Raw genomic sequence first — 26,524 nt, forward strand, 5'->3', positions numbered from 1 at the left:
ATGGAGTTCCAGGGAAAGAAACTAAGACATGAGTATAAGTATTACTTGCATACCCATGACTACATGGCCTTAAGACATAAAGTTTCCCAGCTGCTGACCATGGACCGGAACTCGGTTGATGCGGACGGTTACGAAATACGGAGCTTGTATTTCGACGGTCCTCACAGGCATTCGCTGCATGATAAGAACGATGGCATCTTTAGCCGGGAAAAGTACCGCATCCGGATTTACAATGGCTCCGACGCCAAAATTACGGTGGAGCGCAAGAGCAAGTTCGGGGAGTACGTATGCAAAGAGTCCGCTCCTATCACGCGGCAGGAATACGGTGCTCTGCTAAGCGGCTCGTATACGTTTCTGAAAGAACGGGAGAGCGCGCTCCTGCAGGAGTTTTATGCCGCGCTGAGCCGGGGATTCCGGCCCATTACGATCGTTAATTATGTTCGGGAGGCCTATATCTACGAGCCTGGCAACGTTCGGATTACATTCGATAAGCGGTTAAGCGCTGGCATCAACACCTGCAATCTGTTTCATCCCGACCTGGTGCTCGAGGAGGTTCTATCCGCTCCTCTGACTATTCTGGAGGTTAAATACGATTCCTTTCTCCCGGATCATATACGCAAGCTGATGCAGCTTGAAAGCCATAATCGCTCATCCATCTCCAAATATGTCCTCTGCCGGGAAGCGGGCATTATCCATTTTAAAGAATAGAGAGTTAGAGGTGCTAATGTGGGAGAAACGGTAAATTTTCAAGATATTATCAAGAAAAGCATGCTTCATCTGGAGGCATTCCGCAATATTTCCTATGTCGACATGGTGCTGGGATTATTATGCTCATTCGCTATCGGATTGTTTATCTATTGGATCTACCGCAAGACGTTCCGAGGCGTCGTGTACAGCTATAATTACAATGTTTCATTCGTATTGATGGCCGTCATCACCTCGCTTATTATTATGACGATCAGTACCAACATCGTATTGTCGCTCGGGATGGTCGGTGCGCTCAGCATCGTCCGGTTTCGTACGGCGGTCAAGGATCCGCTTGATGTCGTATATATGTTCTGGGCGATCTCGGCAGGAATCGCGAGCGGTGCGAAGCTGTACCCGCTGGCCTTGTTCGGCTCTCTGGTCATCGGCTTAATCATCGTCTGGCTGTCCCGGCGCAAGATTAAGGAGCAGGCGTATCTGCTTATTATCCGCCATTCGGAGATCGCCGCCGACGAGATTCGCGTACAGCTGCGCAAGCTGGACGGCAAGCTGAAGTCCAAGACCGTGCGCAAGGATTTTACGGAGGTTACGGTCGAAGTGATGCTTCGCGACGACAATACTTCATTCGTGCATACGATTTCGAATATCGAGGGCGTGCATGATGCATCCCTTGTCAACTATACGGGCGATTACGCTCAGTAGACTGACGTTAGCCATAAGCAGCAAACGGATGAGCAGGATCTCCGGCAACAGGAGGACCGTGGTTTTCTACATACAGTAGAGAATCACGGTCTTTCTCTGTTGTATGGACTGTACCGCGAGCAAAACCGAAGTAAACGGGTTTAATGAATGAATGGAATAATCTGTTGAATAAGGAGGAGAAAGGCGTCCGTACGCCTGATTCTTAAGCTTTATTTACTTAAACTCAACATGCCGTTGACTCTGTTGTAACAAAACCGGTTTAACATAGCGTTAGGAATTATTCCTGCGTTAGTCCGAAGCAAGGAGGTAAACACTTGGCTACGATTGATGATGTAGCGAAAGCAGCCGGGGTTTCGAAAAGCACAGTATCTAGCGTGTTCAGCAGAAAGAGGCCGATCAGCAAGGAGGTAACGGAACGGGTTCTCGTCGTGGCGAACCAATTGAACTATAAGCCGAATTTTTGGGCCAGAACGTTAACCAACAAGACGACCAACATTATAGGCCTTAACATGCAGGGGGAAAAAATCAAGTTTAGCCAATTTCATCTTACGCTCATGAACGGTGTATTGAAGGAATGCTACGATCACGGCTACCGACTGCTGGTCAACACGCTGTCGGGCGAGTATTTAAGCCAAGTGGAGCATCTGTCGTCCAATCCGGTGGACGGGGAAATACTGCTTGATCCATCCCAGAATGATCCGCGGATCAGCGAACTGGTTTTGCAGGAGCATCCGCTTGTCGTCATCGGCAGACCATCGTTCGAATTCGAGTCCCGCATCTGCTACGTCGACAATGATAATCTGCATACGGCCCAGAAGGTGACGGAATATTTGCTTGAGCTTGGACACCGCCGAATTTTGTTCTTGAACGCTTCGAGATCGCGGACGGTCTCGGAGGACCGGGCGAACGGTTATCTCAGAGCCTTCAAAAAATTAAAATTGACGAGCGATTCCAATCTTATCGTGTACAAAGACGATGCATTGCATTCCGCGGAGTATGGCTATTTTTATATGAAACAGATGATGAGCGCGAGTCATGGGATAACGGCGGTTATTACAGACTCCGACAAGGTGGCTCTGGGCATCTATCAGGGAGCCAAGGAGATGAATATATCGATCCCGTCCGATCTATCTGTATTTGCGTTCAGCAACGATTCGATCTTTGCGCATGAATTTACCCCATCCTTATCGGGTGTCAGATTGAACGGTGAAACGCTGGGCAGCGCGGCCGCCAAGCTGTTGATCGATCAATTAAAGCAGGGTGAACAGATCGCTACACGCATCCTTATTCCAACCGAATTGATTATTCGCGATTCCTGCGGACCTATAAAACCTTTAGGAGGCAATTACTGATATGTTTAAGAAACGCATTATGCTGGGAACTGCTGCTGTTCTGCTCTTCTCTTCCATCTTGACTGCTTGCGGGGGAGAATACAAACCGTCCAATAGCGCCGAAACGGGCAGCGAGGAGCAAGGAACGCTGCGTATTCTGAGCGGGGTCGTCGGCGGCAAGACCCCGGAAGAGAATGATCTGTTCCAGAAGGAAGTAGAGCGTCTCACAGGCATGAAGGTGACGATCGAGAAGCCGAGCACCGACTACGACAAGAAGCTGCTGACTTCCATCTCCAATGGCGAGAAATATGACCTTGTCTATATGAATCAAGGCGTAATGGACAAGCTTGTCGAGCAGGGTGCGCTGACGGATCTGACCAGTCAAATTGAGGCGTCCAAAGTACTGAGCGATCCTGCCGTCATTCCGGCCGAAGAATGGGACATGATCAAGTATGACGATAAAATTTACAGTGTATTCAACAAGTTCGAGGGCGGTACGCTTCCGATAGTCCGCAAGGATTGGCTGGACAAGCTCGGCCTGCAGGAGCCGAAGACATTGGATGAATTCTACAATGTGCTGAAGGCTTTCAAGGAGCAGGATCCGGACGGTAACGGAAAAGACGATACGTATGGTCTGTCTACTTCAGGCTTGTATGATATCCAAGGTTTTATGAGTGCAGCCGGATTGAAGTATAAATATGTGATCGACAGCGATGGCAAGCGTACCATTCCATACGCGACCGAACAAGCCGTTCCGATGTACGATTGGTTCGCGAAGCTGTACAAGGAAGGCATTCTGGACCCGAACTTTGCAACGAATGACACCAAGAAGATGAGAGACTTGTTCTTGACGAACCGTGTAGGCATGGTCACGTATTGGGATGCTTGGGTCGGCCAATTCAACAACCTGGGCCAGAAGGACAATCCGAAATTTGAAGCGAAAGGAATTGCCGGCGCTCTTGGTCCGGACGGCAAGATCATTCTGCGGCGCGGCGAGCCTTCCGTATGGGGCATTCCGGTGAATGCCGAGCATCCGGAGCTGGCAATGAAGTTCCTGGAATTCTGGCATTCGGAGCAAGGCAACCTGCTGGGCACGATCGGGATCGAAGGGCATGATTATACGGTCGCGAACGGCAAGTATGAGCTGACTGCCGAAGGTGAAAGCCACAGCATGGATCATGGCGCTCCATTCGTATACAACACGAACTTCAAAAATCCGTTCGGCGTATTGCCGGGCATTATGGAAGCAAGACAGATCATTCTGGATAATAATGCGCAGGTTGAAATCGGAACCGAACGCTGGGCCGATGCGGAGAAAATCATTCAGAACTATGCTTTCCAGGCGATGATGGGCAAGATGCCTGCTGCCGAGGCAGTCAAGAGCATGAACGATGAGTTGAAGGCGGCCGATCTGATCGATTAATCCAACATGATGGCAAGGGGAGTAAAGCGAGACTCCCCTTTATTAATCTATGGCGAGGTGTAACACCATTGAATGTGATAAAGAGGTACGGATCGCTCTACGTCATGATTATCCCGGTCCTTGCATACTTCATCCTATTTACGTTCTACCCGCTCGTGCGGGGTTTGATCATCAGTATGCAGGAGTTTCGTGTCATCGGTGACCGGCCGTTCGTCGGTTTCAGCAACTATGCGATCGTTCTTCAAGATCCTGTGTTCTGGCAGACGATGGTCAATACGGTCCTGATCGGCGGAGGCACGCTGATTATCGGTTTTATTGCCCCGATCATCGTGGCGTTGTCCCTGAATGAAGTCATCCGCGCGGGTTTTAAGAAGTTTACCCAGATGGTCATCTACTTCCCGCATCTATTCTCGTGGGTTGTGGTCGGCGGGATCTGGATATATATGCTGTCGCCGGATAACGGCTTAGTCAACGGGCTGTTGAAGCTGCTGGGCATGGATCAACCGATTCATTTTATGGCAGAGAAGGAATACGCCAGATGGATCATGATTTTCAGCAATGTATGGAAGGAAATGGGCTATAACTGCATTCTGTACTTGGCGGCGATGGTCAGCATCAATCCGTCATTATATGAAGCGGCAGATATGGATGGAGCGGGAAGATGGCAGAAGATCCGCTATGTAACAATCCCGCAGTTAAAATCGACGATGAAAGTCGTGTTTCTGATCAATCTCCTCGGTGTCTTTAAGATATTCGATCAAATTGTCGTGATGAGCAACGGAGTCATTGCCAGACAAGTCGATGTCGTCATGGGCTATACGTATCAGAAGACGTTTATCGATTTCAAGATGGGGGTCGCCACCGCGGCTGCTTACCTTGTCATAATTTTGACGCTCGTGCTGGCCTATGTGATTCGTAAGGCGATTCGTTACGACGATCTGGATTGAGGTGTACTAATGAAGAACAATTACGGGCCTATCGGCTATAAGCCGAATCCGGTTGTACAGCTATTGAACGGTTTATTTCTATTATTCCTGGTCGCAACGATGCTGATCCCGATCTGGAACACGCTGGTCATCTCGCTGTCGAGCAATGCGTCTTCGATGGAGGTCGGACTGAAGATGTGGCCGTCGGAGTTCAGCTTCGAGGGGTACCAGACGGTTTGGAAAACGGTAAGGCTGTGGGAGCCCTTCCTCAACAATACGATCGTCACGGTGGTGGGTACGACGCTCCATGTCGTGCTGAGCGCCATGGCCGGTTACGTGCTCATTCAAAGAGGGCTGCCGGGCAGAAATCTGATGATCTCGCTCATTATGCTCACGATGACCATTCCAGGGGAAGCGATTATGATTCCCGTCTATCAGGTCGTGAAGGAGCTCGATCTGCTCAACACGCTGACTTCGCTGGTTGTATCGGGGCTAGTTTCCGGATTTAGCGTGCTGTTGATCCGCAATTATTTCTTATCGATTCCCTACGAGCTGAACGAATCGGCGCGAATCGACGGGGCGGGGAACATGTGGATTTTTGTACGGATGTACCTGCCTTTAGCTAAGGCGGGCTTGGCCACGATTGCGCTGTTCGAATTCGTCGGCAAGTGGAACCAATTTACTCCGGCGTTATTGTATATTACCGATCAGAGCAAGCTCACGCTTCAAATTGCGCTTCGGTCGCTGGTCGTTGAATCCGATGCGACGTCGAGCAACTTCTTCATGACGCCGAACGTGCGTATGGCTGGTGTCATGATTGCCATCATTCCGCTCATTGTCATCTATCCGTTCGTACAGAAGTTTTTCGTGAAGGGGATCATGCTCGGTTCGACCAAGGAATAACAAGCCGTTATTGATGGTGCCAGCGCAGCACGCATCCATCGGTTTTGGGATAGGAGATCAGATGAATGAATACATTTGCGGCTATAGCTGAGCGTGTAAGAGGGTTTGTATTTGATCTGGACGGAACGCTGCTCAATTCGGATGCAGTGATATCGGCCGCTAATAGATCCGCATTGCTGAAGCTGAAGCAGGCCGGCATGAAGCTAATCATTGCTACGGGCCGAAATTTGAGCGAGGCCAGAGCGGTGTGCGGCGATCTTCCATTCGACGGATATGTGTGCAGCAACGGGATGTCGGTCTACGGCCATGATTTTGCGATCATGCACAGCGAGGCGATACCAAGCGAAATCGCAGGGCAGCTATTAACGGAATTACGGCGGTCAAAAGCCAACTACGAGCTGCATGCCAGCGATAACGGGATCGTCATCGTCCAGGAGGATATGCCATTCCTTCGGCTTCGCCTGCCGGACATCAAGGCGCTTCCCGAACGTCTCGTGCGGGACGGCCTGAGCCAAGGAACCATGCAGTTGTTCAAGCTGATGGTGGTTGAGGAGGATATCACCGCCATCTACGAACAGATGAAAGCCATGGAACAGCTGGTCGAAGTCATTCGGATGAACGATAACAGCATCGAGCTGAATAAAAAAGGCGTTTCGAAGTGGAGCGGCCTGCAGATTCAGTTTGCGAAATTGGGGATTGGCGGGGATGAAGTCATCGCATTCGGCGATAGCATGAACGATTGGATGATGCTGTCGAGCAGCGGGTGGTCGGTAGCGATGGGGAATGCCGATCCGCACATTCAAGCCATCGCGAGGGATCGTACCGTCTCCAACGACAAAGACGGCGTGGCGGCTTATGTGCAGAAGCTCGGACTGACAAGCGGAGCGAAGGAAAAGGAGATGAAGTCATCTTGACTCAAGAAAACAATACAATCATATGGACGATCGAACGAGTGATTGCACATGAGGAACAAGATACCTATGTGGAAGTCCCATTCGATATGCCGGAGAGAAGCGAAAGTGTGCGCGTATCCTATGAAGTTTCGCCTCTGGGAGACGGCCGATGCGTGGTCGATCTGGGAATCAAGGACGCGGACGGCATCCGCGGCTGGAGCGGCGGCGCGAGAAAAGAGTTCGTTCTTGGACTGGATAATGCGACTCCCGGTTATATGAGGGGCAAGCTGCAGGCCGGTACGGGTTGGGCGGTCGTTCTGGGTGCTTACGCAATTCCTCCGGAAGGATGCCGGGTTACGGTCCGCATCGAATGCCAGCTGGAGTTCTACCGTTGGCTAAAGGGGGATCTGCATACGCACAGCGTTCATAGCGACGGCAGCTTCACGCTGGAGGAGAAGGTGCGCCTGATCGAGGAGATGAATGGCGACTTCGTCGCGCTGACGGATCACAATACGACGAGCCAAAACCTTGCGGCTCCCCGGGCAACCTCGGTCGTGACCATTCCGGGCATGGAGCTGACGACGTATTACGGCCATTGCAATTTTCTCGGCGTCGATTATCCGATCCGCGATTTCAGGGCGAATACCGCGGAACAGGCCAAGGAGCGTATACGCGAAGCGAGAAGCAACGGGGCCAAAATCGTATTGAATCATCCGCACTGCCGCAACTGCGGCTGGCACTGGGGCTTCGATGTCGAGTTCGATTGGGTTGAAATATGGAACGGACCTTGGCGAGAGGATAATCGCAAGACGCTGGATTGGTGGCAAGGCGAGCTGGCTTCAGGGAAGAAGATCGTCGCGGTCGGCGGCAGCGACGTGCATCGTCCGGAGGCTTTCGTGCAGCACTGTACGCCGACGACATGGACGTATAGTCCATCCCGTTCGGTAGAAGGAATTTTGCAGTCCATCGACCTTGGCAGAGTATTTCTGACCTATGCGCCGGAAGGGCCGACGATTCATATTACAAGCGGTCCGTATGTGATGGGCGATACGGTTTGCCTGGAGGACATCCGGCTGAACGGGGAAGATGCCGCTAATTATCCGGTTCAATTCGAATTGAACCAGATTCAGCCCGGGGACGTGATTAAGGTGATTTCCGACATGGGTGAAGAATACGTCGATACGGCTCAAGAAACTGGAGCGAAGACGTTTACCCTGCCGATCCAGAATAAGCTGTTTTACCGCGTTGAAGTATGGCGCCATTTCGACCAAGCCAATGCGATGCTGCCCGCGGCAATCAGCAACCCGCTATATTTTCGTTAAGCCGAGCCGTAATAAGGATTTCAACAAGACTGCGCACAATTGAAGGTGACGCAGTTTTTTGGCATGCAATGAAGCGGAAGCTTGTTGGACTGAAAATGAACCGATCAGACCGATCAGCATGTAACAGCGGAAAGCCTGCGATTTTCCAGGCTTTTTTATTATGCAGACCATAAGATTGATGTTGGAGGAGCCGCCGGCGGGTCCTCTTTGTTCTGAGGCCTTCAACCGATATATAATGAAGAAATAATATTAACAACGAGCGCAGCAGGTTGTAATTATTGATCTTTCTGATCAGCTATCAGGTTGCTTTACTAGTTATTCGTTCATTCTATTTAAAAGCGAAATGATTGTGAACACATCGGAGGTCTGATATACTGGCCTTGATTTGTCGAAAGATGTCTCTTCCGGGACTACAGGATCAGCGTCTCAGCTACTATCGGTTGGGAAGCCTTTTCGTCCTTGCACCCCGCGATTCGTCTTTCGATTGAAGCTAGGAGGCGCATAATATTGAACCGCATATTCACCAAGCTATCGCTCAAGAAGCGGCTTCTCATTATCATTCTGACCAGTTCGCTCCTCCCTTTGGGATTAATAGGCACGCTCTCGTATTATAAAATGTATTCCATGCTCAACAACAAGATCGAGTCCAGCGTTCAAAACAACTTGCAACAGGTCGAGCTCTCGCTATCGAATACGCTTTCGAACTTGAATCATGTCACGCAGCAGCTGGCGTTCAACGGTAGCATCGGACGCGATTTGAAGCAGTATCTGGATTCGACCAATGTATACGAGAAGTCCCGCTTGGAGAAGGAGCTCGTTAACGAGCTGAACATTATCAATTTTGCCAATCCGACGATCGGGCTGACATTCTATTATTTTCAGAACGACCATCGCTTTCTATTCGAGAACTTTCCGATCAAGAAAGATTTCGATCTGGACAAACTGCCCATTCTGCAGCAATATGACAGCATTACGTATTATGGCCCGCATAAAGCGAGCAACCGGTTTGATGACAGCAGCGTAATCTCCGTATTCCGGCAAGCCAATATTCCGGACCGGGATGACGTCTACGTCTATGTGGAAACGGGTTTTAATTTCGCGGAGAAAATCTTGCAGAGCAATCCGAAAGGCATGCATGTCGATCATCTGATTGTGAATGATAAGGGGATCGTCAGCTACAGCGAGAATTCGGATGCTTTTCCAATTGGCGCCGCTTACCCTGCAGACACCGAGCCGGGAAAATTAGTCAAGCATAATGGCTATTATTTATTCCAGAATGTAAGCAATCAAGGCTGGAGTGTCGTGTCTGTTATCGCCAAATCGGAGTACAACAAGGAAATAACGGAGTGGATCATGCAATTCGCTGGCTTCTCGCTGCTGACGATTGCCGTCAGCCTGCTGCTGGGCTGGCTGCTCTGGCGTATGATGTACGTGCCCCTTACGAAGTTCAATAATGAGATTATGCAGCTTGCGAACAAGAACTTCCATTCCGAAATCAAGATGATGCAAATACCGGAGTTCGATCATCTGCTGCACCAATTCTGGCATATGCGCAGACAGATCTGGGATCTGCTGGCCGAGGTCGAGCAGAAGGAGAAACGAAAAGCCGATCTCGAGGTCGAGAAGCTGATGTACCAGATCAACCCGCATTTCCTGTATAACACACTTGATACGGTTTGTTGGCTGGCACGCCTGAACGGACAGGATGAGATCGACCGTCTGGTCACATCGCTTAACAAGCTTCTCCATTATAATCTGGATAAGCAGGGTCAAGACACGACAATCAAGCAGGAAATCGGCGCGCTGAAGGAATATTTGAATTTGCAGCAAATCCGCTATGACTTCCGCTTTGGCGTGAAGATCGAGGCCGACGAGACTGCCGAGAACTTAAGCATTCCGCGGTTTATTCTGCAGCCGCTTGTCGAGAATGCATTATATCACGGGCTGGGCGACGATGGGGTTATTGAGGTTCATGTCAGCATGGAGGACAGTTCGCATGTGATCGTCTCGGTGTCCGATAACGGAATCGGCCTTTCGGAGGAAGCGATTCAGAAGCTGCTTCACAATGAACGCGGAGAGCACAAAAAGATGGGGTTCGGAATCGGCATCAATTACGTCAAGCGTATTCTTTCGTCACGCTACGGCCCGGGAGCGGAGCTGCAAATTAAGAGCAGCGAAGGCCAAGGAACCACCGTACTGCTGCGGCTGCCATTAAAGAAAGAAGGTAAATAAGTTGAACGTACTGATCGTGGATGACGACAAGCTGGTCCGGAAAGGGCTAATGGTCCTCATGCCTTGGCAGCAATTCGGCCTGACGGTTATTGGCGAAGCGGCTAATGGCGAGGCGGCTCTTCAATTTCTGCAGAATCATGAAGTGGATGTGGTCTTTACCGATTTGGCCATGCCGGTTATGTCGGGGATCGAATTAATGCGGACGGTCCGGATCCGTTATCCGCATATATGGCTGGTCGTCTTAACCTTCCACCAGGATTTTGAATATATTCAAGAGTCGCTACGGCTCGGCGCGATCGATTACATCGTGAAGACGCAGCTGGAGAAGGAGAAGATGGAGGACGTTCTCTCCCGTATTATGGGGCGGATAAACGATGAGAACGGGAAGCATCCGCAAGCAAGCCGGGTGCAGCAGGAAACAGCCGGGGAGAAGAACCAGTTCCTAAGCAGCTGCGGTATTGCGCTGCTTTCCCTGCTTCCGGAGCCGGGCAACCAGTGGATGGACCTTCTGCCGGCAAAGTTCGTGGAATGCCTCAAGGAAGTTGAACCGGATATTTGGCTCTGGGCTCCGGATAACGATGATTCCGGCCGGCAGCTCGGGGAGGAGCTTCACGAACGGTTGATAACGGATCCTGCAATCGTCATCTTGAAATTACCGGATATTAGCGGCTTCAAGAAGACGGAGGTCATGAAGTGGCTGCGCGAGTTCCGAAGCCGAGGACTGATGTATGAGCTGGAAGCGGACAAGCGGCTGTATGAAATATCGATTGTCGCCGAGCAGCAGAGCTGGCCGATCGTCTTCGAAGACGACGTGCTCGATATGCATAAGTGGTGGTCAACGCTTCGCTGGGTCAACCACGACGATATGTTCAACCAGAGACTGGGCGAGCTGAAACAGATGAGGCTGCCGAAGGAGAAGCTGGAGAGCATCTTCTATTCCGCTACACGCGAATGGGAGCGGACGTTGTCGACGGAGGAGATTACGGAGAGCGGCCGGATTGGCAGCCTGGTTTATTGGTATGAATGGGTGGAATGGATCCGCCAAACCAGAAATCATTTGATTGAATTAACGAATAAATCTTTATATTCGAAGCCGATTGTGGACAGCATATTGAAAGCGGTCGATTTGATTGCTCAAGATATTTCGCAGCAAACCAGCCTGGTCGAGATGGCAAACACGGTAAACATGAGCCGCAGCTATTTCAGCTCCTGCTTCAAGGATATAGTCGGAAAGCCCTACAACGAATATGTGCGCGACCAGAGGATTGCGAAGGCCGAAGAGCTGCTGTCGCAAACTACGATCCCCATCATCCGGATCGCGGAGATGATCGGGTACCCGAACGAAAAATATTTCAGCCGGCTGTTTCGCGAGCAGATCGGCCTGACACCAAGTGAATATCGCCAGCAGCGTCAGACAGGTATACAAACATCCGGTATATAGCGCACGATCATCCAAAATATCGCTTATACGGATCTGCGGCCTGGTAATAATACCGTATACAAAAGTACGATCGTATACGGTTCTAAAGACGCTGGATACTCCCGGAAGGGAGTTTTTTTATTTTATAATGAATGAGCAGCAACAAAGAACCTAGAAAAGGGTGGGGAAATGAACATCAAGAAAATGCTAGGGCTTGTACTAGTAGCGTCTCTTGTCATTACCGGATGCAGCAGCAACTCTGGAGACTCCAAGCCGGAGGGACAGACGGGGAGCAAAGAACTGACGGATCCGTTCCGGCTGCCTGAACCGGTAGAGGTCAAGGTCACGAAAGCCGTTCCGCCGAACCTGGAAATGAAGGATGGCGAAACCATCGAAGACAATGAGTACACCAAATTTGTATTCGATCGGACAAATATTAAAACGAAAGTCATGTGGTATGCTTCCTCGACGGATTATGATCAAAAATTGCAGTTGGCCGTTGCCAGCAATGACATACCTGACATGATGGTCGTGAATGAGACGATGTTCCGTGCTATGGCGGCCGCAGATCAGCTTGAAGACCTGACTGATGTTTATGAGAAATATGTTTCGCCTGAAATTAAGCAGTTCTACGCGGCAACCGACAATAAAGTCATCGATGCCGCAACTTACGGCGGTAAATTGCTGGCACTGCCAAGCGTAGCCATCCAGGCCGATGCGCCTTCCATGCTGTGGATCCGCAAGGATTGGCTGGACAAGCTGGGTCTTCAGCCTCCGACGAATGTCGGGGAATTGAAGAACGTGCTGAAGGCGTTTATCGAGAAGGATCCTGACGGCGACGGTCAAGCCAATACGATCGGCTTAACCGGCAACAACCAGAATCTCTCCGCTGTCGGCGGGGGCTTGCATGATTTCAAAGGCATTTTCAACGCCTTCAATGCCTATCCGGGAACTTGGGTGAAGGACGAAAACGGTAAAGTCGTATACGGTTCGACGATGCCTGGAACGAAGGAAGCGCTTGGCGTTATCCGCGATATGTACAAGGAAGGACTCATCGACAAAGAATTTGCGCTGCGCAAGAGTCCGGACGAGCTTGTAGCCAGCGGCAAAGCGGGTGCGTTCTTCGGACCATGGTGGACGCCTTGGGCATTGACCGGATCGGTCAAGAACGATCCGAAAGCGGACTGGCAGGCTTATATGATTAAGGACAAAGAAGGCAAGGTTAACATTGCATCGCTGCCTGCAGCGTCGTCTTACCTTGTCGTGAAGAAAGGCTTCGAGCATCCGGAGGCGGCTGCCGTGTACGCGAACCTGTACGACAAAATTACGCATACGCCGGATGATGAAGCCAAGAAGCTGATCAACGGTCATTCCCTATGGCCATTGACGATGATTACGGATTACCCGGATGCGGCTTCGAAGAAGCACACCATGCTCGTCGATGCGCTCGCAGGCAAGGTGAAGAAAGAAGAGCTGGACGGAGAAATGCAGATCGTATACGATCAGGCGCTTAAGGATAAAGCCAATCCAAGAGCGAATGCGGACGAGTGGGCTGGACCTGCCGCTTACTTGATCGGCGCCGGCGTACTGAAGCAAGAGATGAACGCGATCGATCCGGCATTCGGCGCGACGACCAAAACGATGGAGCGCCGCTGGGCCAACCTGCAGAAGATGGAGAATGAAACGTTCTACAAGATCGTGCTCGGAAGCTTGGACTTGAATGCGTTCGACAAGTTCGTCGAAGACTGGAAGGCTGAAGGCGGCAGTACGATTATTCAAGAAATTGAGGACGAAATAAAGAAATAATGCAATGGAATGCATAAAGCGCCACAGCAAGCCTATGGCGCTTTATGTCCATGGCTTGTTTCTTTCAGAAATGAGGCGCCAAATTAATGAAGCATAAGATGTTTCAAAAGCACTACCATCTAATGTTATTGCCGGGCATGATCCTGCTCTTAATATTCAGCATCATTCCGATGGTCGGCATTGTGCTTGCGTTCCAGGATTTCAAGATGGGACTAGGCATTACGAAATCTCCATGGGTTGGCTTTGATAACTTCAAGTATATGTTCGAAATGAAGGACAGCAAAACCATCTTCTTCAACACGATTAACATTGCTTTTTGGAAAATTATCGCGAACAGCCTTGTTCCATTAACGTTTGCCATTTTATTAAATGAAGTACGGAAGTTCGCCTTCAAGCGTTGGGTGCAGACGATCGTCTACTTGCCTCACTTCTTGTCCTGGGTTATTCTATCCGGCATTATTATCGACCTGCTCTCGCTCGATGGAGTAGTGAACAATGCGCTTCAAGCCTTCGGGATGGAGCCGATCATGTTTCTTGGCAGCAATAGCTTATTCCCGTGGATTATCGTATCCAGCGATGTGTGGAAAGAATTCGGGTTTAACGCAATTATATATCTGGCGGCACTGACCGGCATCAACATGACCTTGTATGAAGCGGCGGAAATCGATGGCGCTACATGGCTGCAAAAGCTGAGATACGTTACGCTTCCAGGTATCGCACCGACCATCGTGCTTCTTGGAACGCTCAGCATCGGCAACATTCTGAATGCCGGGTTCGATCAAATCTTCAACTTGTACAATCCGCTTGTCTATGAGTCCGGCGATATTATTGATACGTACGTGTACCGTGTCGGTATCGTTCAAGCCCAATTCGGTTTGGCAACTGCGGTCGGATTGATGAAATCGGTGATCGGGCTGATCTTGATCGTGATCTCGTACCGATTGGCTGCTAGATTTGCCAATTATCGCATTTTTTAACCGGAAAGGGGGAGTACTCATATGGTTCAGAACAAATCGATGACGGCGCGCATTGCAATGGGAAGCTTATATGTCTTAATGTCAGTGATCGCTTTCCTTTCTTTGGCTCCGATCATATATACGGTCGCGGTATCCTTCAGCGATAAAGCTGCAGCTGCGGCCGGCAAGGTAACGCTGTGGCCCGTCGGCTTCAATACGGCGGCATACAGCACGATTCTAAGCGACGAAAATTTTCTTAATGCATTCTTCGTATCGGTTAAGCGGGTTCTCCTGGGGGGCTTAATCAACTTTCTGATGACCGTATTAATGGCATATCCGCTATCCCGTCAAGTTTCGGAATTCCGTTTCCGCGACTATTACATGTGGACCATTATTGTGACTATGCTCTTCAGCGGAGGGATTATTCCTCTCTATATCCTAATGAAGTATCTGGGTCTGTTCGATACGATCTGGGCGTTGGTTCTCCCGACTGCAGTACCCGTCTTTAACGTCATCCTGCTGATCAACTTCTTCCGAAGCCTTCCGAAAGAGCTTTCGGAAGCCGGTCATATCGACGGAGCGGGACCGTGGTACATGCTGGTGAAGATCTTCATCCCGCTCTCCGCTCCGGCGCTGGCGACCGTAACGCTGTTCAGTATCGTCACCCATTGGAATTCCTTCTTCGACGGTCTGATCTTCATGCGAAGCATGGAGAACTATCCGCTCCAAACGTATATCCAGCAGTTTGTCGTGCAGACGAACATGCAAAATATATCATCGCAGGAAAGAATCGAGATGTTCAAGAATCTGTCCAATCAGACCTTGAATGCGGCGAAAATCGTGATCGGCATGCTGCCTATTCTCGTTATCTATCCGTTCCTGCAGCGGTTTTTCATTCAAGGCATCATGCTCGGTTCGGTTAAGGAATAGCGCACGTTTATATCGATTGAATGAATGGTTAAAACACTTACCGCTGCGCAGGCAGAATGTTATTCCGATCGCTGTTGCTCCCGGATTTCTTTGAAATCGAATTAAAGGATGAAATCCGGGAACTATCGCTTCTCCAGAATTATTCTTCCTACTCGTTCAATCGATATACTAAAAAAGATTAAGGGAGGATTTCAAAATGAAAATTCAACTGACAGAGCAAGAATTGGCTTCCAAGCAGTTAAATCCGGAAACGTTGGAAATCGCGGTGGAGCAAGTGAAGACCAACGGATATATCCTGTTCGATAAAGTATTGAGCGAAGAGAAAATCAAAACGATCCGCAAGTCCTTCGACCCGTTGTTCGATGAATTCATTGAGCGCAAAGGATACAATACCGGGACGAACCGGGCGCAGATGTTCTTGCCTTTCATGCAGCCGTTCATAGACGAGGACGTCATTTGCAACCCGATCGCAACCGCCGTGATCGATAAAATTCTTGGCGCCGGAAACCGCTGCACCTATTTTGCTTCCGATACGCCAATGCCGGGCTCGGATTATCAGAACGTGCACTGCGACATTATGCCGCTCTTCCCGGAGCTGTCGGTTCCGCTGCCGATCTACGGCCTCGTCGTCAACATACCGCTTGTCGACGTTACCGAAGAGAACGGACCGCTTGAAATATGGCCAGGCGGTACGCATCTTAACCCGGATATGGCGAATCACGATACGCTCGACGGCAGCGTAAATCCGCATCTTCATATTGTCCGTGCGGCTGAACATATGCTTTCCGAGAAGGTGCTCATGTCCGCCGGATCGATCGTGATCCGCGATATCCGCATGTGGCATCGCGGCACGCCGAACAAGTCCGACGACCGCCGCACGAACCTGGCTATGATCTTCAATAGAGGCTGGTATGGCGGAGGCTCTTACATTCAAATTCCGCAGGAGACGTATGACCAGCTGCCGCAGAAGGCCAAGGAAGCCTTCCGTACGGAAAAAATCGGCTTCCCAGCCAAGATGCCTTGGGAATAAGGAGAGAAGATCATGAGAATATATCTAATTGGTGCTGGCGTAATAGGAAAAGCTCATGCGGAAGCGATTCGGAAGCTTCCTGCCGAGGATGCCATTGAAGTGAAGGTTGCGGATCCGAACCCGAAGGCGCTTGCCGCTTTCGTAGAAGCTTATCCGGAGGCGACCGCTTATTCCGACGCGCAGGCGATGCTGGCTGAAGAAGCCAATGAAGACGATATCGTCGTGGTCGGCACGCCTCCGTTCACCCATTTCGAATTGGCGCGGATGGCGCTGGAGACGGGCCGTCACGTGCTGTGCGAGAAGCCGCTTGTCATGAACGCCGAAGAAGCCAAGACGCTGCTGGAAATCGCGAAACGGCAGAACCGCTTGCTGGGCTGCTGCAGCGACCGCTTCCTTGGCCTGCCCAAGACAGAAGAAGTCAAATCGCTGCTCCAGTCGCAAGCTTTGGGCGACGTATACAAAATCTCCTTCGTTTACCGGGTTCAACGCGGCCGTTCGGGCGTGGAATATCAGCCGGAGAGCAAGTGGTTTCTGGACCGTTCCAAGGGCGGAGGCGGGATCTTGATCGATTGGGGTCCTTATGACTTCACGGTGTTGAATGACCTCTTGCAGCCGGAGTCGGTCGATGTCGTCGCGGCTTGGATGAGCCAGCCAAAGACGCAGATCGACCCGACGGATACGAAGTACGATGTTGAAGGCCATGTCGGCGCGACGATCAAATATAACCTGGCTGATGGCAAATCCGTATGGCTTCAGTATGAGCGGGCAACATGCACGCATGGGGAAGCCTACCATCATGTCGAGGTGGAAGGCACGCTCGGCGCCGTGAAATGGTCGCCGTATTTTGAATCCGACGAGATTGTTTTTAAGCAGGATAAAGAAGGGCAAGTGGATGCGAAAGAGAGTCAGCTGCCTTATACGGGACTATATAATATCATGGACCATCCGATATACTATTTCTATTTGCAAGTGAAAGGCAAGGAAACGCGTGCGATCATTAACGAGCAGGCTGTGTTTAATTTCTTGTGCATGCAGGCGATCTATGAATGCGCGGAATCGGGATCATCGAAGACGGTTTCCAAGTTGCGTGCTTAACGAATCCATCCTATTATATACGGGAAGCGTGGAGTAGCTATGAAGGTAATCGTATTAGGCGGCACCGGTAATATTAGCGAGAGCATCGTAACCCGGCTGCTGGAGCTGGGACATGAAGTTACGTGCTATAACCGCGGCAAGAGCGGCGAGGTTCCTGCCGGCGTCAACGTGATCGTTGGCGACCGGCATGACAAGGATACGTTCATTCAAACGATGCAGCGGGAGAAGTTCGATGCGGCGATCGATATGATCAGCTTTACGGAAGAGGATGCTCTGACCAGCATCGAGGCTTTCCGCGGGGTCAGTCAATTCGTTCAATGCTCGACCGTATGCACGTATGGCATCGATTACGACTGGTTCCCCGTAACCGAGGATCACCCGCTGCGGCCGATCTCGGGTTACGGGAGAGATAAGGCTGCGGCGGACCATGCGCTGCTTGCCGCTTATCACAAGGAAGGGTTCCCGGTCACGATCATCAAGCCGTCGACGACCTACGGACCGCGGTCGGGCATGCTTCGCCAAGTGGCGTGGGACTTTTCCTGGATCGACCGGATTCGCAAGGGGAAGCCGATCCTTATAAGCGGGGACGGCAAGGCGCTTCATTCCTTCCTGCATGTATCCGACGCGGCCAAAGGATTTGCCGGCGTTCTCGGCAAGCCGGGCTGTATCGGACAAGTCTATCATCTGGTTCCACAGGCCTTCATAACATGGGAGGATTATCATCGTACCGCCATGAAGGTGTTGAACCGGGAAGTGGAGCTTGTTGGCGTACCGCTGCAAACGCTGCTCGCAATCGATCCGCAGAGGTTCGATATTTGCCGTGAAATTTTCGGGAATAACACGTATTACAGTTCTGCGAAATTACGCCGCGATGTGCCGGAATTTGTTCCGACCGTATCCTTGGAAGAAGGAATGCGGCAGGTCATTGAAGCCATGGAACAAAGCGGACGGATCCCTGATTCGGATCAGGAGACATGGGAAGACGCCATCATAGACCGATATATCGGGATGCGTAAGGAGCGTTAACAATGAGGATAAAAGGATTTTCGACAGGGATGTACGGCTGGCATGAAAGTTATCGTCTTGACCAAAGGGAAGATTCGCTGGGCGACATCTTCAGAGAGTGCGCGGAAGCCGGAATGAATGCCGTTGAAATCGAACCGACGCCGGAGCTGATGCTTCTGGCTAAGCGTTACGGATTAGCGGTATCCGGCGGTTACATCGGGCTTAATCTGCATGAAGAGACCATTCCTTTCGAGGAGAGCGTTCTTCCGCTGATCAATGGCTTGGCGGAGGCCGGAGCCAGCGATCTGATCGTGAATGCGGATCCCAAAGGGGGCTGGGGCGTCTCGCTCCCGAAGACGGAGGATGAATTCAAGCGTCAAGGGGAGCATTTGACCCGCATTGCGGCAGCTGCACGGGAGCGGGGGCTGAAGGTCAGCATGCATAACCATGCGGACGAGAAGCATAATGCGGAAGGCGATCTGCGCAGCGTCATCGAGTACGCGAGTTCCGATGTCGGCCTGTGCGTAGACACCGGCTGGGCGCATGTAGCCGGATATGACCCGATCGAGTGGATCCGGACCTATCCGGAACGCATCTATGCCTTCCACTTGAGAAATCAAGCGGGCCGGATTCCGACGGAGGATCTCCTTGAAGGCGAGATCGATATGCCGAAGCTGGTTCAAGCGCTGAAGGATATCGGGTATAACGGCTGGCTGGCCTTCGAGCTGCTCCACAGCGAAGAGAACCGTCCTGTCCGGACCATGGTTGAAGATGTCCGGAGATCGGTCGATTATTTGAAGTCGCTGCTCAACATCGAAAGGAGTCTGTAAATGGGCTTGTCGTCGCAGGAAGTACAACCATTTCGAAGCAACCCGGAAACGGAGAAAAAAATAAGCGATCTGCTGTCCAAGATGACCCTGCAGGAAAAAATCGGTCAGATGACGCAGCTTGGAACGTTCGACGAATCCGACGAAGAACTGATCAGCGAGGGGATGATCGGTTCTTTGCTCGGCGTAAGAGGCGCGGAGTCGGTTAATGCGCTTCAGCGCATAGCGGTGGAGCAATCCCGGCTGGGCATACCGCTCCTTATCGCGGACGATGTTATTCATGGCTACCGCTCTACCTTTCCGATCCCGCTTGCGGAGGCTTGCAGCTGGAATTCGCCTTTAATCGAGGAGACGTCCGCAATCGCAGCGCGGGAAGCGTCGACAGAAGGCATCCAATGGATTCTCGCTCCGATGGTGGACATTACCCATGATCCAAGATGGGGAAGGATTGCCGAAGGTGCGGGGGAAGATCCGTTTCTGGGCGCCGAGGTCGCGCGTGCGCGGGTGAAGGGCATCCAACGGAATGATTGGAACGACCGCCCGCATATGATGGCCTGTCCGAAGCACTTTGCCGGATACGGGTTTGCGGAGGCGGGAAGAGACTATAATACGGTCGATATGTCCGAAACGCGGATAAGAGAGCTTGTTTTTCCGCCATTTCAAGCGGCGCTTGAAGCCGGTGCAGGCACGATTATGGCAGCGTTCAACGAGCTGAACGGCGTTCCGTGCTCGGGCAACCGCTTTCTGCTTCGCGATGTGCTGCAGCAGGAATGGGGATTCGAAGGAGTGGTGCTCAGCGACTGGGAATCCGTCGATGAGCTGAAGCAGCATGGCTTCGCGGCATCACGGGAAGAAGCGGCTCTCATTGCCATCGAGTCCGGCATGCACATGGACATGCACGCCCTTGTCTATCACGAGCATCTGATCAATTTGATCGAGAAGGGAACGATATCCGAATCGCTCATCGACGATGCGGTTGCCCGTATTCTGCGTATCAAGTTTCATCTGGGCTTATTCGACCAGCCTTATGTCGATGCGAAGCTTGCTTCCTCGATGATGCTCGCTCCGGATCATATCCAAACGGCACGCGAGATGGCGCGACAGTCCATCGTGCTCTTGAAGAATGAGGATGCGCTTCTTCCGATCAAGCCGGAGGTTCGCAAGCTGGCCGTGATCGGTCCGCTGGCGGATGACCGCGATGCGCTTCTCGGATGCTGGGGCGGTCAAGGCAGAAGCGCCGATGTCGTTACGGTTCTCGAAGGCATACGGTCGCTGGCCGAGCCGGGCACGGAGATCTTGTATGCGAAGGGCTGCGATGTAACGGAAGGCGCGGAACAGGAACGGAAGGACGCGGCAGCCGTAGCGAGGCAGTGCGAGGTTGCCATTGTCGTATTGGGCGAAACGGCGTATATGAGCGGCGAGAACAACAGCCGCGTATCGCTGGAGCTCCCCGACAGCCAATTAACGCTGCTGAAAGCTATCCATGAGACAGGCGTTCCGGTCGTTCTGGTACTCGCCAATGGCAGGCCGCTCTCCATCGAATGGGCGCAGCAGCATATACCGTCCATTGTGGAAACGTGGCATCTGGGCATTCAAGCCGGCATGGCGACGGCCGATATTCTGTTTGGCCGCTACAATCCAAGCGGGAAGCTCCCTGTTACGTTCCCGCGCAGCGTAGGACAGGTTCCGATCTATTACAATTACAAGAATACCGGCCGACCGCATATGAAGCGGTATGTGGATGAGCAGATCACGCCGCTGTATCCGTTCGGCTATGGGCTGAGCTATACCCAATTCGAATATACCGGCCTTACGTTGAGCAAGTCTGCGGCTACCCTTGAAGAAGGGCTGACGGTCCAGGCATGCATACGCAATGCGGGAGGTATGGACGGCGAGGAAGTCGTGCAGCTCTATATCCGCGACGAAGCGGCGTCGGTAACGAGACCGGTGAAAGAGCTGAAGGGCTTCCGGAAAATCGCGCTAAAAGCCGGCGAAACGCAAGTCGTCGAGTTTGAGCTGACGGCGAAGCAGCTGGGCTTCATTAATAACGATCATCAGTTTGTTGTCGAGCCGGGCTCATTCCGTGTTTGGGTGGGACCGAACAGCGATGACGGACTGGAAGGGCAATTCGAGATTGTAAACGAGGTTGTAAATGAGGCTGTAAATGAGGTTGTAAAGACTCCTTAATGGAGTCTTTTTTCTTTGTAGGATAGTTAAAAGCCTATAAAGGGGAAGCAAAATCTATTACTAAGGCCTCGGCCAAAATGCTTGAAGACGCTTCGCCTATCCGGCGCCAGCTGCTTGGCGATATTAGCAGCAACTGCCTCAAGTATTACGTCCCCGAGGATTCGATGGTGCCGCTCAAATCGTTATGGCTGGGAGAAGGCCCCGGTCAAGATGTCTATTCGAATTAATCATGCGGCAAAAGCTCCTTTACGGGAAGGGCTATACTAGCTCTTCCCGTCAGGTTGTAGAGAAACCCACGTTTTTTTAAACATTGGGTTTCTTTTTCGTTTTCGGTTCTGCTGCAGGGCTTCGGAGGGCGGTTTGTTCCTCGGAAGCCCTCCTTTCTAGGTGGAGGGCCGGTTTCCGTGTGCTTTCCGCGCATGATCGTAAGCGTTGCAGTGTAATAGTATCCGTACTTTAGGAATAGATTTCATATTGGACAAGTCGGAGGAGGCTATCAGATTAAAAACGGAACGCGGGAAGCGGGGGAGAAAAGAATGTGGAGTCGGATTAAGCCACGGAAGATGTATTCCCGCCTGTTTTTATACTCCTGCATAGCCGTATGCTTGCTTACTTTGGCGTTCACGATGTACTTAAGCCGGCTGTTCGTGCAAAGCACCATGGAGGAAATCAATACATCCAATCAGGACAAAATGCAGCAGGTCGTGCAAACGTCGGAATTTACGTTGCAGAAATTACGCCAGTTCGCGCTTAGGGTATATTCAGAAGAAAATATTGCGCTGTGGCTGAACATGAACCGGGACAATTACTCCCCGTTGTCGTTGTATAAAGCGGCTGCAAGCGTGCGGGAATTTGTGCACAGCGAACCTTTTATCCATAGCATATGTTTGTTCAACTTCAAGATGAATCAAATTTACTCCTCCTCTGAAGCCGGTCTCTATACACCGCAAGATTACTACGACCAATCCATGTTGAACGCAATAAAAAGCAAAGGGACGACGCCATACTTGCAATTTTTCGATCATAACGTGCAGGGCAAATCGTATCTCGTGCTTGTCGTGCCGGCAGCCGGGCCGAACCGGAACTATAGCGGGTACGTGACGATTCTCTTCAGCAAGCCGCTGCTAAATGAGCATATGCTGCAAATCTCCGGGCAGGACCAGAAGAAAATGATCGTCGAAGGCCCGAACAAAGCGTTCATTCTCGGCAATGCCGATGCGGAGCTGGCGTCGGAGCTGGCGAAGGCAGAGAAGCCTGCATCGGCTTCGTCGCGCTGGGAATGGGCCACTGACGAAGGAACCTGGTCGATTCAGACGGCAGAGTTGCCGATCGAAGGGTGGAAGGTTTACCTTTTGTCGCCTATCTCGGCATGGCAAGCTAAAATCGATCGTATCCGGATCGACATTATCGTCTCTTCCGTCGTCCTTGTCCTTGCGCTGCTGTTGTTTCTGTTCTGGCAATCGTATCGACGTTTGAAGCCGATAAGCGACTTGACTGCTCGGCTTCAATCCAAGCTTGGGCTCAAGGAGCCGATTGCGGATTCGGCGCATGCCGACAACGAGATCGCCTGGCTCGATTCCAGCTTTGATAGGCTGGTAGGCAGGCTTGAGCAGTTGGACATGTCCCTGAAGAGCAGCAAGGCACTTATCAAGGACGATCTGCTGCGGCAATGGATCCTCAGCTCGAAAGCTTCCGGCCCTGCAGAGCAGTTTATAAGAAAGCAGACCGTTATCCTTCGGACGGGAACGTTCCGTATCGCGGTTATCCGTCTGGAATCGTACGGGCGGTTCACAGAATACTACGATTTCACGTCGCGCAAGCTGCTGCGATATGCGCTCGGGAACATGATGGCGGAGGTGCTGGCAAACCACGAATTCGCCGCGGAAACGGTCGATTTCGGCTCCGATCATATCGTGGCGCTAATCTCCTCTTCTGCTTCGGATGATGAGGAGGCCCGCGTCCTGGAAGCAATGGAAGACGTGCGCGTTCAAATCAGGCGCTGGCTGAAGCTGGAGCTGCAGGCGGCAGTCAGTCCCGAGCTTGACGAAGGGTCCAATCTCCAACCGGTCTATGACCGTATTTACGAACTGACGCTGCTGGCTTTTCTTTGCGATGACGATCGGGTATTCACCATGGGCGATTTGGAGCGGTATCAGGCAGGTGAAGGAAGCGTTCCAGACGAACAGTTGCTGAAGCAAGCCATTCATACCGTCCGCCTTCGGAACGCAGACGCGCTAGGCGCCGATCTGGACAGCCTGACCCGGCATATGCAGGGGCTAAGCTACGAAGAATGCAAGCTGCAGCTGACTCATATCATTTATTCGCTTATGAAAAGCTTCAAAAACGGCAAGACGTTTCAAGGGATGAAGAGCATCCATGCTTTCCTTGAGCGGTTTTCCACCATAGGCGAAGTGAAGATCTGGCTGCTGCAAGAGCTTCTGCAGATGATGGATCGGCAGCGTCCGCGAAGCGGTTCAGGCCGTAAGGAAGAGTTCGTCTCCGAAATGATGGAATTCGTGCGCAATCATCTGCACAATCCGATGCTTTCCGTAGACGATATTGCAGAGCACGTGAGCATATCCGTCAACTATGCCCGGCAAATCTTCAAGGAGCATTATCAGCTTTCTCTATCCGATTATATAACGGATCAGCGAATTAAATATGCGATTCACCTGCTTACGACGACCGATTGGACGGTAGCGGATATTACGGAGCAGTCCGGATTTCAAACAAAAAGCACATTTTTCTCGTTATTCAAGCGTGCGACCGGCATGACGCCAGGCCAATACCGCCTGGAGAAAGCGAAGCTGTAGAGCAGACTTAGCGAAGCGAGAGTGGACGTACCGGATGCATCCGCAAAATCGCTACTGTCTTCATTGTCAATTTCCGTACCGTTTGATGAATACCGTACTGTACGGAATGCCTAGCAGCCGGGTATGATCGAACCCATGAGCCGGGCAAGCGGATCATGAAGCTTCATCTGCCGCATGCCGCAACCGCTGTCCGGTGGATCAATGGGGAGGGCTAGGCTATGAGATTCGGTAGAAAAGGGTTCTTGCTAGCATCGTTTATTCTCGCGGCGGCTTTGTCCGCCTGCAGTACAGGTGGGACAACACGGCCTTCTGAAAGCGGCGATCCGTCAGCTTCCGGGGCCGGAACTTTAAAACCGGTAACGCTCAAAATCATGTTTCCCGGAGATCCGCCAGCGAACTGGGACGAAGTAAAGACGGAGACGGAGAACCGAATGGCCGGCTCGCTGAACGTGAAGCTGAACGTCGTGTTTATCCCGTGGTCCGATGTCCGCCAGAAGCGTCAGGTTTCGCTGTCCTCCGCGGAGGACTACGATCTGATCTGGGACAACAACCCGGTGCAAAATATCGCCGCAGGCCTATACGAGCCGCTGGACGAATTGATCGATCAATACGGTCCCGACATTAAGGCCGTCCGCTCGAAGGAGCTGATGGAATCGAACAAAGTGAACGGCAAGCTGTACGCGGTTCCGCTAGAGGTGAACTTCATACGTCCGTGGACGTTCGTTATCCGCAAAGATATTCGGGAGAAGCTTGGCGTCAAACCGATCACCAGCTATGACGAACTGATCGACTTTATGTATTTGGTGAAAGAGAAGGAGCCGGGCTTGACGCCGTATATTCCTAACGGCAGCGAACATATCGGCTTAAAGCTGGCAGGGATGCTCGACCCGTCGGCCAATCTGGCGGCCGTGCTTAACTACCCCGGCTTGTACACGAAAGGGAACGACGGTAAAGTTTACAATATTTTCGACGACATGGACCCGCTCATCATGAGCACTCTGGAGCAGAACTACAAGCTGTACAAGGACGGCATATTGGCCAAAGACGCCCTGACGCTGCGCAATTCGGAGTTCACTAAAGGCAAGGCGGCGGTATCCACCTTCAATGATTTCGGGGTCAATCTCAGCACCCGCACCACGCTTGAAAAGTCGGTTCCGGGAGCGGCTGCGGAAGCGTTCACGCTTTATAGCCCGGACATGAAACTGAATTCGACCTACAAAGCGGGCAATTTCATCGCGGTACCGGTCGTCAGTAAAAACAAGGAGCGCGCCGTTCAGTTTCTGAACTGGCTGAACCAGAAGGATAATTACGATCTGCTGGCGTATGGGATAAAAGGTAAAAACTGGGAGGATTCAGGCGAAGGGCTCTATAAACCGATTCAGGCGAATCCTTATGCGGGCATTCCGTTCGCTTGGGGCTGGAATCCGAAGCTGGATCGCATCGATGCCAGCTTGCCCAAGGATGTTATCGCGTTGAACCAGTGGCAGCGGGATCCGAGCTATTTTACGCCGGACATTCTGGCGGGCTTTACGTTCGATCCGAGCCCGGTAGCCAACGAGGTGGCGCAGCTGAACAATGCGGGGAGCGAGTTTTACGACCCGCTCGTAATGGGTGTGACGGAACCGAACGAAGGGCTCGCGAAGTTTAAAAAAGCGGCATACGACAATGTGAAAAAGGTGCAAGCGGAGTTTCAGAAGCAACTGAACGCTTATCTGGCAAGCAAGAAGAAGTAGGCGATCATCCAACGTGCGCATCCCTCGGCATGCAGACGGCGCTCTTTGACGGTCAACCGTCACATAGGACTGTCCCGTACTAACAGGGCCTGACGGTCACCATCATGAACGGAAATGTCTTGGCCTGTGAGTCTGTTTGTTCCATACAGGAACTGCAGGTCACAGGCCGAGACTTTTTTTTGGTAGATCATCACTCTGAGTCCCAAACCGGGTTTTACTCTGAGGGTACATGACTGCATCCATTTCAATTACAGGAGTGATTTGGGGATGAAGGCGATCGGCCCA

General features: G+C 51.6%; 21 protein-coding genes. All 21 read left to right on the forward strand.

Annotated features, from left to right (window positions below):
- The 21 genes from L1F29_RS05315 (at nucleotide 1) to L1F29_RS05415 (ending at nucleotide 26,239) form a co-directional block, all read left to right on the forward strand.
- Entirely contained in the window at nucleotides 1-708 is a 708-nt protein-coding gene (locus tag L1F29_RS05315; protein ID WP_258387324.1) for a polyphosphate polymerase domain-containing protein, read from the forward strand.
- 18 nt (nucleotides 709-726) lie between these two features.
- Nucleotides 727-1,407: a DUF4956 domain-containing protein gene (locus L1F29_RS05320; RefSeq protein WP_258387325.1), complete on the forward strand. Its 681-nt coding sequence runs from the start codon at nucleotides 727-729 to the stop codon at nucleotides 1,405-1,407.
- Nucleotides 1,408-1,721: 314 nt separating this feature from the next.
- The gene (locus L1F29_RS05325) at nucleotides 1,722-2,759 is read left to right on the forward strand and encodes a LacI family DNA-binding transcriptional regulator (protein WP_258387326.1); all 1,038 of its coding nucleotides are present in this window, start codon (nucleotides 1,722-1,724) and stop codon (nucleotides 2,757-2,759) included.
- A gap of 1 nt (nucleotide 2,760) precedes the next feature.
- Nucleotides 2,761-4,161, forward strand: coding sequence for an extracellular solute-binding protein (locus L1F29_RS05330; protein WP_258387327.1), 1,401 nt, complete (start codon nucleotides 2,761-2,763; stop codon nucleotides 4,159-4,161).
- A gap of 74 nt (nucleotides 4,162-4,235) precedes the next feature.
- A complete protein-coding gene (locus L1F29_RS05335; protein ID WP_258389614.1) occupies nucleotides 4,236-5,108 on the forward strand; it encodes an ABC transporter permease subunit in 873 nt (290 codons plus the stop codon).
- 9 nt (nucleotides 5,109-5,117) lie between these two features.
- Entirely contained in the window at nucleotides 5,118-5,990 is an 873-nt protein-coding gene (locus L1F29_RS05340) for a carbohydrate ABC transporter permease (RefSeq protein ID WP_258387328.1), read from the forward strand.
- Nucleotides 5,991-6,055: 65 nt separating this feature from the next.
- On the forward strand, nucleotides 6,056-6,904 hold the full coding sequence (locus L1F29_RS05345) for a Cof-type HAD-IIB family hydrolase (protein WP_258387329.1): 849 nt from the start codon (nucleotides 6,056-6,058) through the stop codon (nucleotides 6,902-6,904).
- Complete coding sequence (locus tag L1F29_RS05350) at nucleotides 6,901-8,205, forward strand: CehA/McbA family metallohydrolase (RefSeq protein ID WP_258387330.1); 1,305 nt, start codon at nucleotides 6,901-6,903, stop codon at nucleotides 8,203-8,205. Before L1F29_RS05345 ends, L1F29_RS05350 begins: the two co-directional genes overlap by 4 nt.
- Nucleotides 8,206-8,712: 507 nt before the next feature.
- Nucleotides 8,713-10,437, forward strand: a complete 1,725-nt coding sequence (locus L1F29_RS05355; RefSeq protein WP_258387331.1) for a sensor histidine kinase — start codon at nucleotides 8,713-8,715, stop codon at nucleotides 10,435-10,437.
- A 1-nt stretch (nucleotide 10,438) separates the two neighbouring features.
- Nucleotides 10,439-11,878 (forward strand): response regulator transcription factor, encoded by a 1,440-nt coding sequence (locus L1F29_RS05360; RefSeq protein ID WP_258387332.1) that lies wholly within the window; start codon nucleotides 10,439-10,441, stop codon nucleotides 11,876-11,878.
- 168 nt (nucleotides 11,879-12,046) lie between these two features.
- Complete coding sequence (locus L1F29_RS05365; protein WP_258387333.1) at nucleotides 12,047-13,663, forward strand: extracellular solute-binding protein; 1,617 nt, start codon at nucleotides 12,047-12,049, stop codon at nucleotides 13,661-13,663.
- Nucleotides 13,664-13,749: 86 nt separating this feature from the next.
- Nucleotides 13,750-14,640, forward strand: coding sequence for an ABC transporter permease (locus L1F29_RS05370; RefSeq protein WP_258387334.1), 891 nt, complete (start codon nucleotides 13,750-13,752; stop codon nucleotides 14,638-14,640).
- Nucleotides 14,641-14,661: 21 nt separating this feature from the next.
- Nucleotides 14,662-15,549 carry a carbohydrate ABC transporter permease gene (locus L1F29_RS05375; protein ID WP_258387335.1) on the forward strand — a complete coding sequence of 296 codons (888 nt, stop codon included), beginning with the start codon at nucleotides 14,662-14,664 and terminating at the stop codon, nucleotides 15,547-15,549.
- A 196-nt stretch (nucleotides 15,550-15,745) separates the two neighbouring features.
- Entirely contained in the window at nucleotides 15,746-16,579 is an 834-nt protein-coding gene (locus tag L1F29_RS05380) for a phytanoyl-CoA dioxygenase family protein (RefSeq protein WP_258387336.1), read from the forward strand.
- Between the two features lie 12 nt (nucleotides 16,580-16,591).
- Entirely contained in the window at nucleotides 16,592-17,674 is a 1,083-nt protein-coding gene (locus L1F29_RS05385; RefSeq protein ID WP_258387337.1) for a Gfo/Idh/MocA family protein, read from the forward strand.
- 39 nt (nucleotides 17,675-17,713) lie between these two features.
- Nucleotides 17,714-18,700: an NAD-dependent epimerase/dehydratase family protein gene (locus L1F29_RS05390; protein WP_258387338.1), complete on the forward strand. Its 987-nt coding sequence runs from the start codon at nucleotides 17,714-17,716 to the stop codon at nucleotides 18,698-18,700.
- Between the two features lie 2 nt (nucleotides 18,701-18,702).
- Nucleotides 18,703-19,509, forward strand: coding sequence for a sugar phosphate isomerase/epimerase family protein (locus L1F29_RS05395; RefSeq protein WP_258387339.1), 807 nt, complete (start codon nucleotides 18,703-18,705; stop codon nucleotides 19,507-19,509).
- On the forward strand, nucleotides 19,510-21,693 hold the full coding sequence (gene bglX / locus L1F29_RS05400) for a beta-glucosidase BglX (RefSeq protein ID WP_258387340.1): 2,184 nt from the start codon (nucleotides 19,510-19,512) through the stop codon (nucleotides 21,691-21,693). It abuts the gene before it with no gap.
- A 77-nt stretch (nucleotides 21,694-21,770) separates the two neighbouring features.
- Entirely contained in the window at nucleotides 21,771-21,920 is a 150-nt protein-coding gene (locus L1F29_RS05405; RefSeq protein ID WP_258387341.1) for a hypothetical protein, read from the forward strand.
- A gap of 309 nt (nucleotides 21,921-22,229) precedes the next feature.
- A complete protein-coding gene (locus L1F29_RS05410) occupies nucleotides 22,230-24,506 on the forward strand; it encodes a helix-turn-helix domain-containing protein (RefSeq protein ID WP_258387342.1) in 2,277 nt (758 codons plus the stop codon).
- Between the two features lie 218 nt (nucleotides 24,507-24,724).
- Complete coding sequence (locus L1F29_RS05415) at nucleotides 24,725-26,239, forward strand: extracellular solute-binding protein (protein WP_258387343.1); 1,515 nt, start codon at nucleotides 24,725-24,727, stop codon at nucleotides 26,237-26,239.
- The last annotated feature ends 285 nt before the right edge of the window (nucleotides 26,240-26,524 follow it).

It is taken from the genome of Paenibacillus spongiae (genome assembly GCF_024734895.1).
GTDB classification, from domain to species: domain Bacteria; phylum Bacillota; class Bacilli; order Paenibacillales; family Paenibacillaceae; genus Paenibacillus_Z; species Paenibacillus_Z spongiae.

Excerpts from the sequence above, each read along its gene's own strand:
- L1F29_RS05315 (WP_258387324.1), top strand. The coding sequence starts at position 1 with ATGGAGTTCCAGGGAAAGAAACTAAGACATGAGTATAAGTATTACTTG.
- L1F29_RS05330 (WP_258387327.1), top strand. The coding sequence starts at position 2,761 with ATGTTTAAGAAACGCATTATGCTGGGAACTGCTGCTGTTCTGCTCTTC.
- L1F29_RS05340 (WP_258387328.1), top strand. The coding sequence starts at position 5,118 with ATGAAGAACAATTACGGGCCTATCGGCTATAAGCCGAATCCGGTTGTA.
- L1F29_RS05345 (WP_258387329.1), top strand. The coding sequence starts at position 6,056 with ATGAATACATTTGCGGCTATAGCTGAGCGTGTAAGAGGGTTTGTATTT.
- L1F29_RS05365 (WP_258387333.1), top strand. The coding sequence starts at position 12,047 with ATGAACATCAAGAAAATGCTAGGGCTTGTACTAGTAGCGTCTCTTGTC.
- L1F29_RS05370 (WP_258387334.1), top strand. The coding sequence starts at position 13,750 with ATGAAGCATAAGATGTTTCAAAAGCACTACCATCTAATGTTATTGCCG.
- L1F29_RS05375 (WP_258387335.1), top strand. The coding sequence starts at position 14,662 with ATGGTTCAGAACAAATCGATGACGGCGCGCATTGCAATGGGAAGCTTA.
- L1F29_RS05380 (WP_258387336.1), top strand. The coding sequence starts at position 15,746 with ATGAAAATTCAACTGACAGAGCAAGAATTGGCTTCCAAGCAGTTAAAT.
- L1F29_RS05385 (WP_258387337.1), top strand. The coding sequence starts at position 16,592 with ATGAGAATATATCTAATTGGTGCTGGCGTAATAGGAAAAGCTCATGCG.
- L1F29_RS05390 (WP_258387338.1), top strand. The coding sequence starts at position 17,714 with ATGAAGGTAATCGTATTAGGCGGCACCGGTAATATTAGCGAGAGCATC.
- L1F29_RS05395 (WP_258387339.1), top strand. The coding sequence starts at position 18,703 with ATGAGGATAAAAGGATTTTCGACAGGGATGTACGGCTGGCATGAAAGT.
- bglX (WP_258387340.1), top strand. The coding sequence starts at position 19,510 with ATGGGCTTGTCGTCGCAGGAAGTACAACCATTTCGAAGCAACCCGGAA.
- L1F29_RS05405 (WP_258387341.1), top strand. The coding sequence starts at position 21,771 with ATGCTTGAAGACGCTTCGCCTATCCGGCGCCAGCTGCTTGGCGATATT.
- L1F29_RS05410 (WP_258387342.1), top strand. The coding sequence starts at position 22,230 with ATGTGGAGTCGGATTAAGCCACGGAAGATGTATTCCCGCCTGTTTTTA.
- L1F29_RS05415 (WP_258387343.1), top strand. The coding sequence starts at position 24,725 with ATGAGATTCGGTAGAAAAGGGTTCTTGCTAGCATCGTTTATTCTCGCG.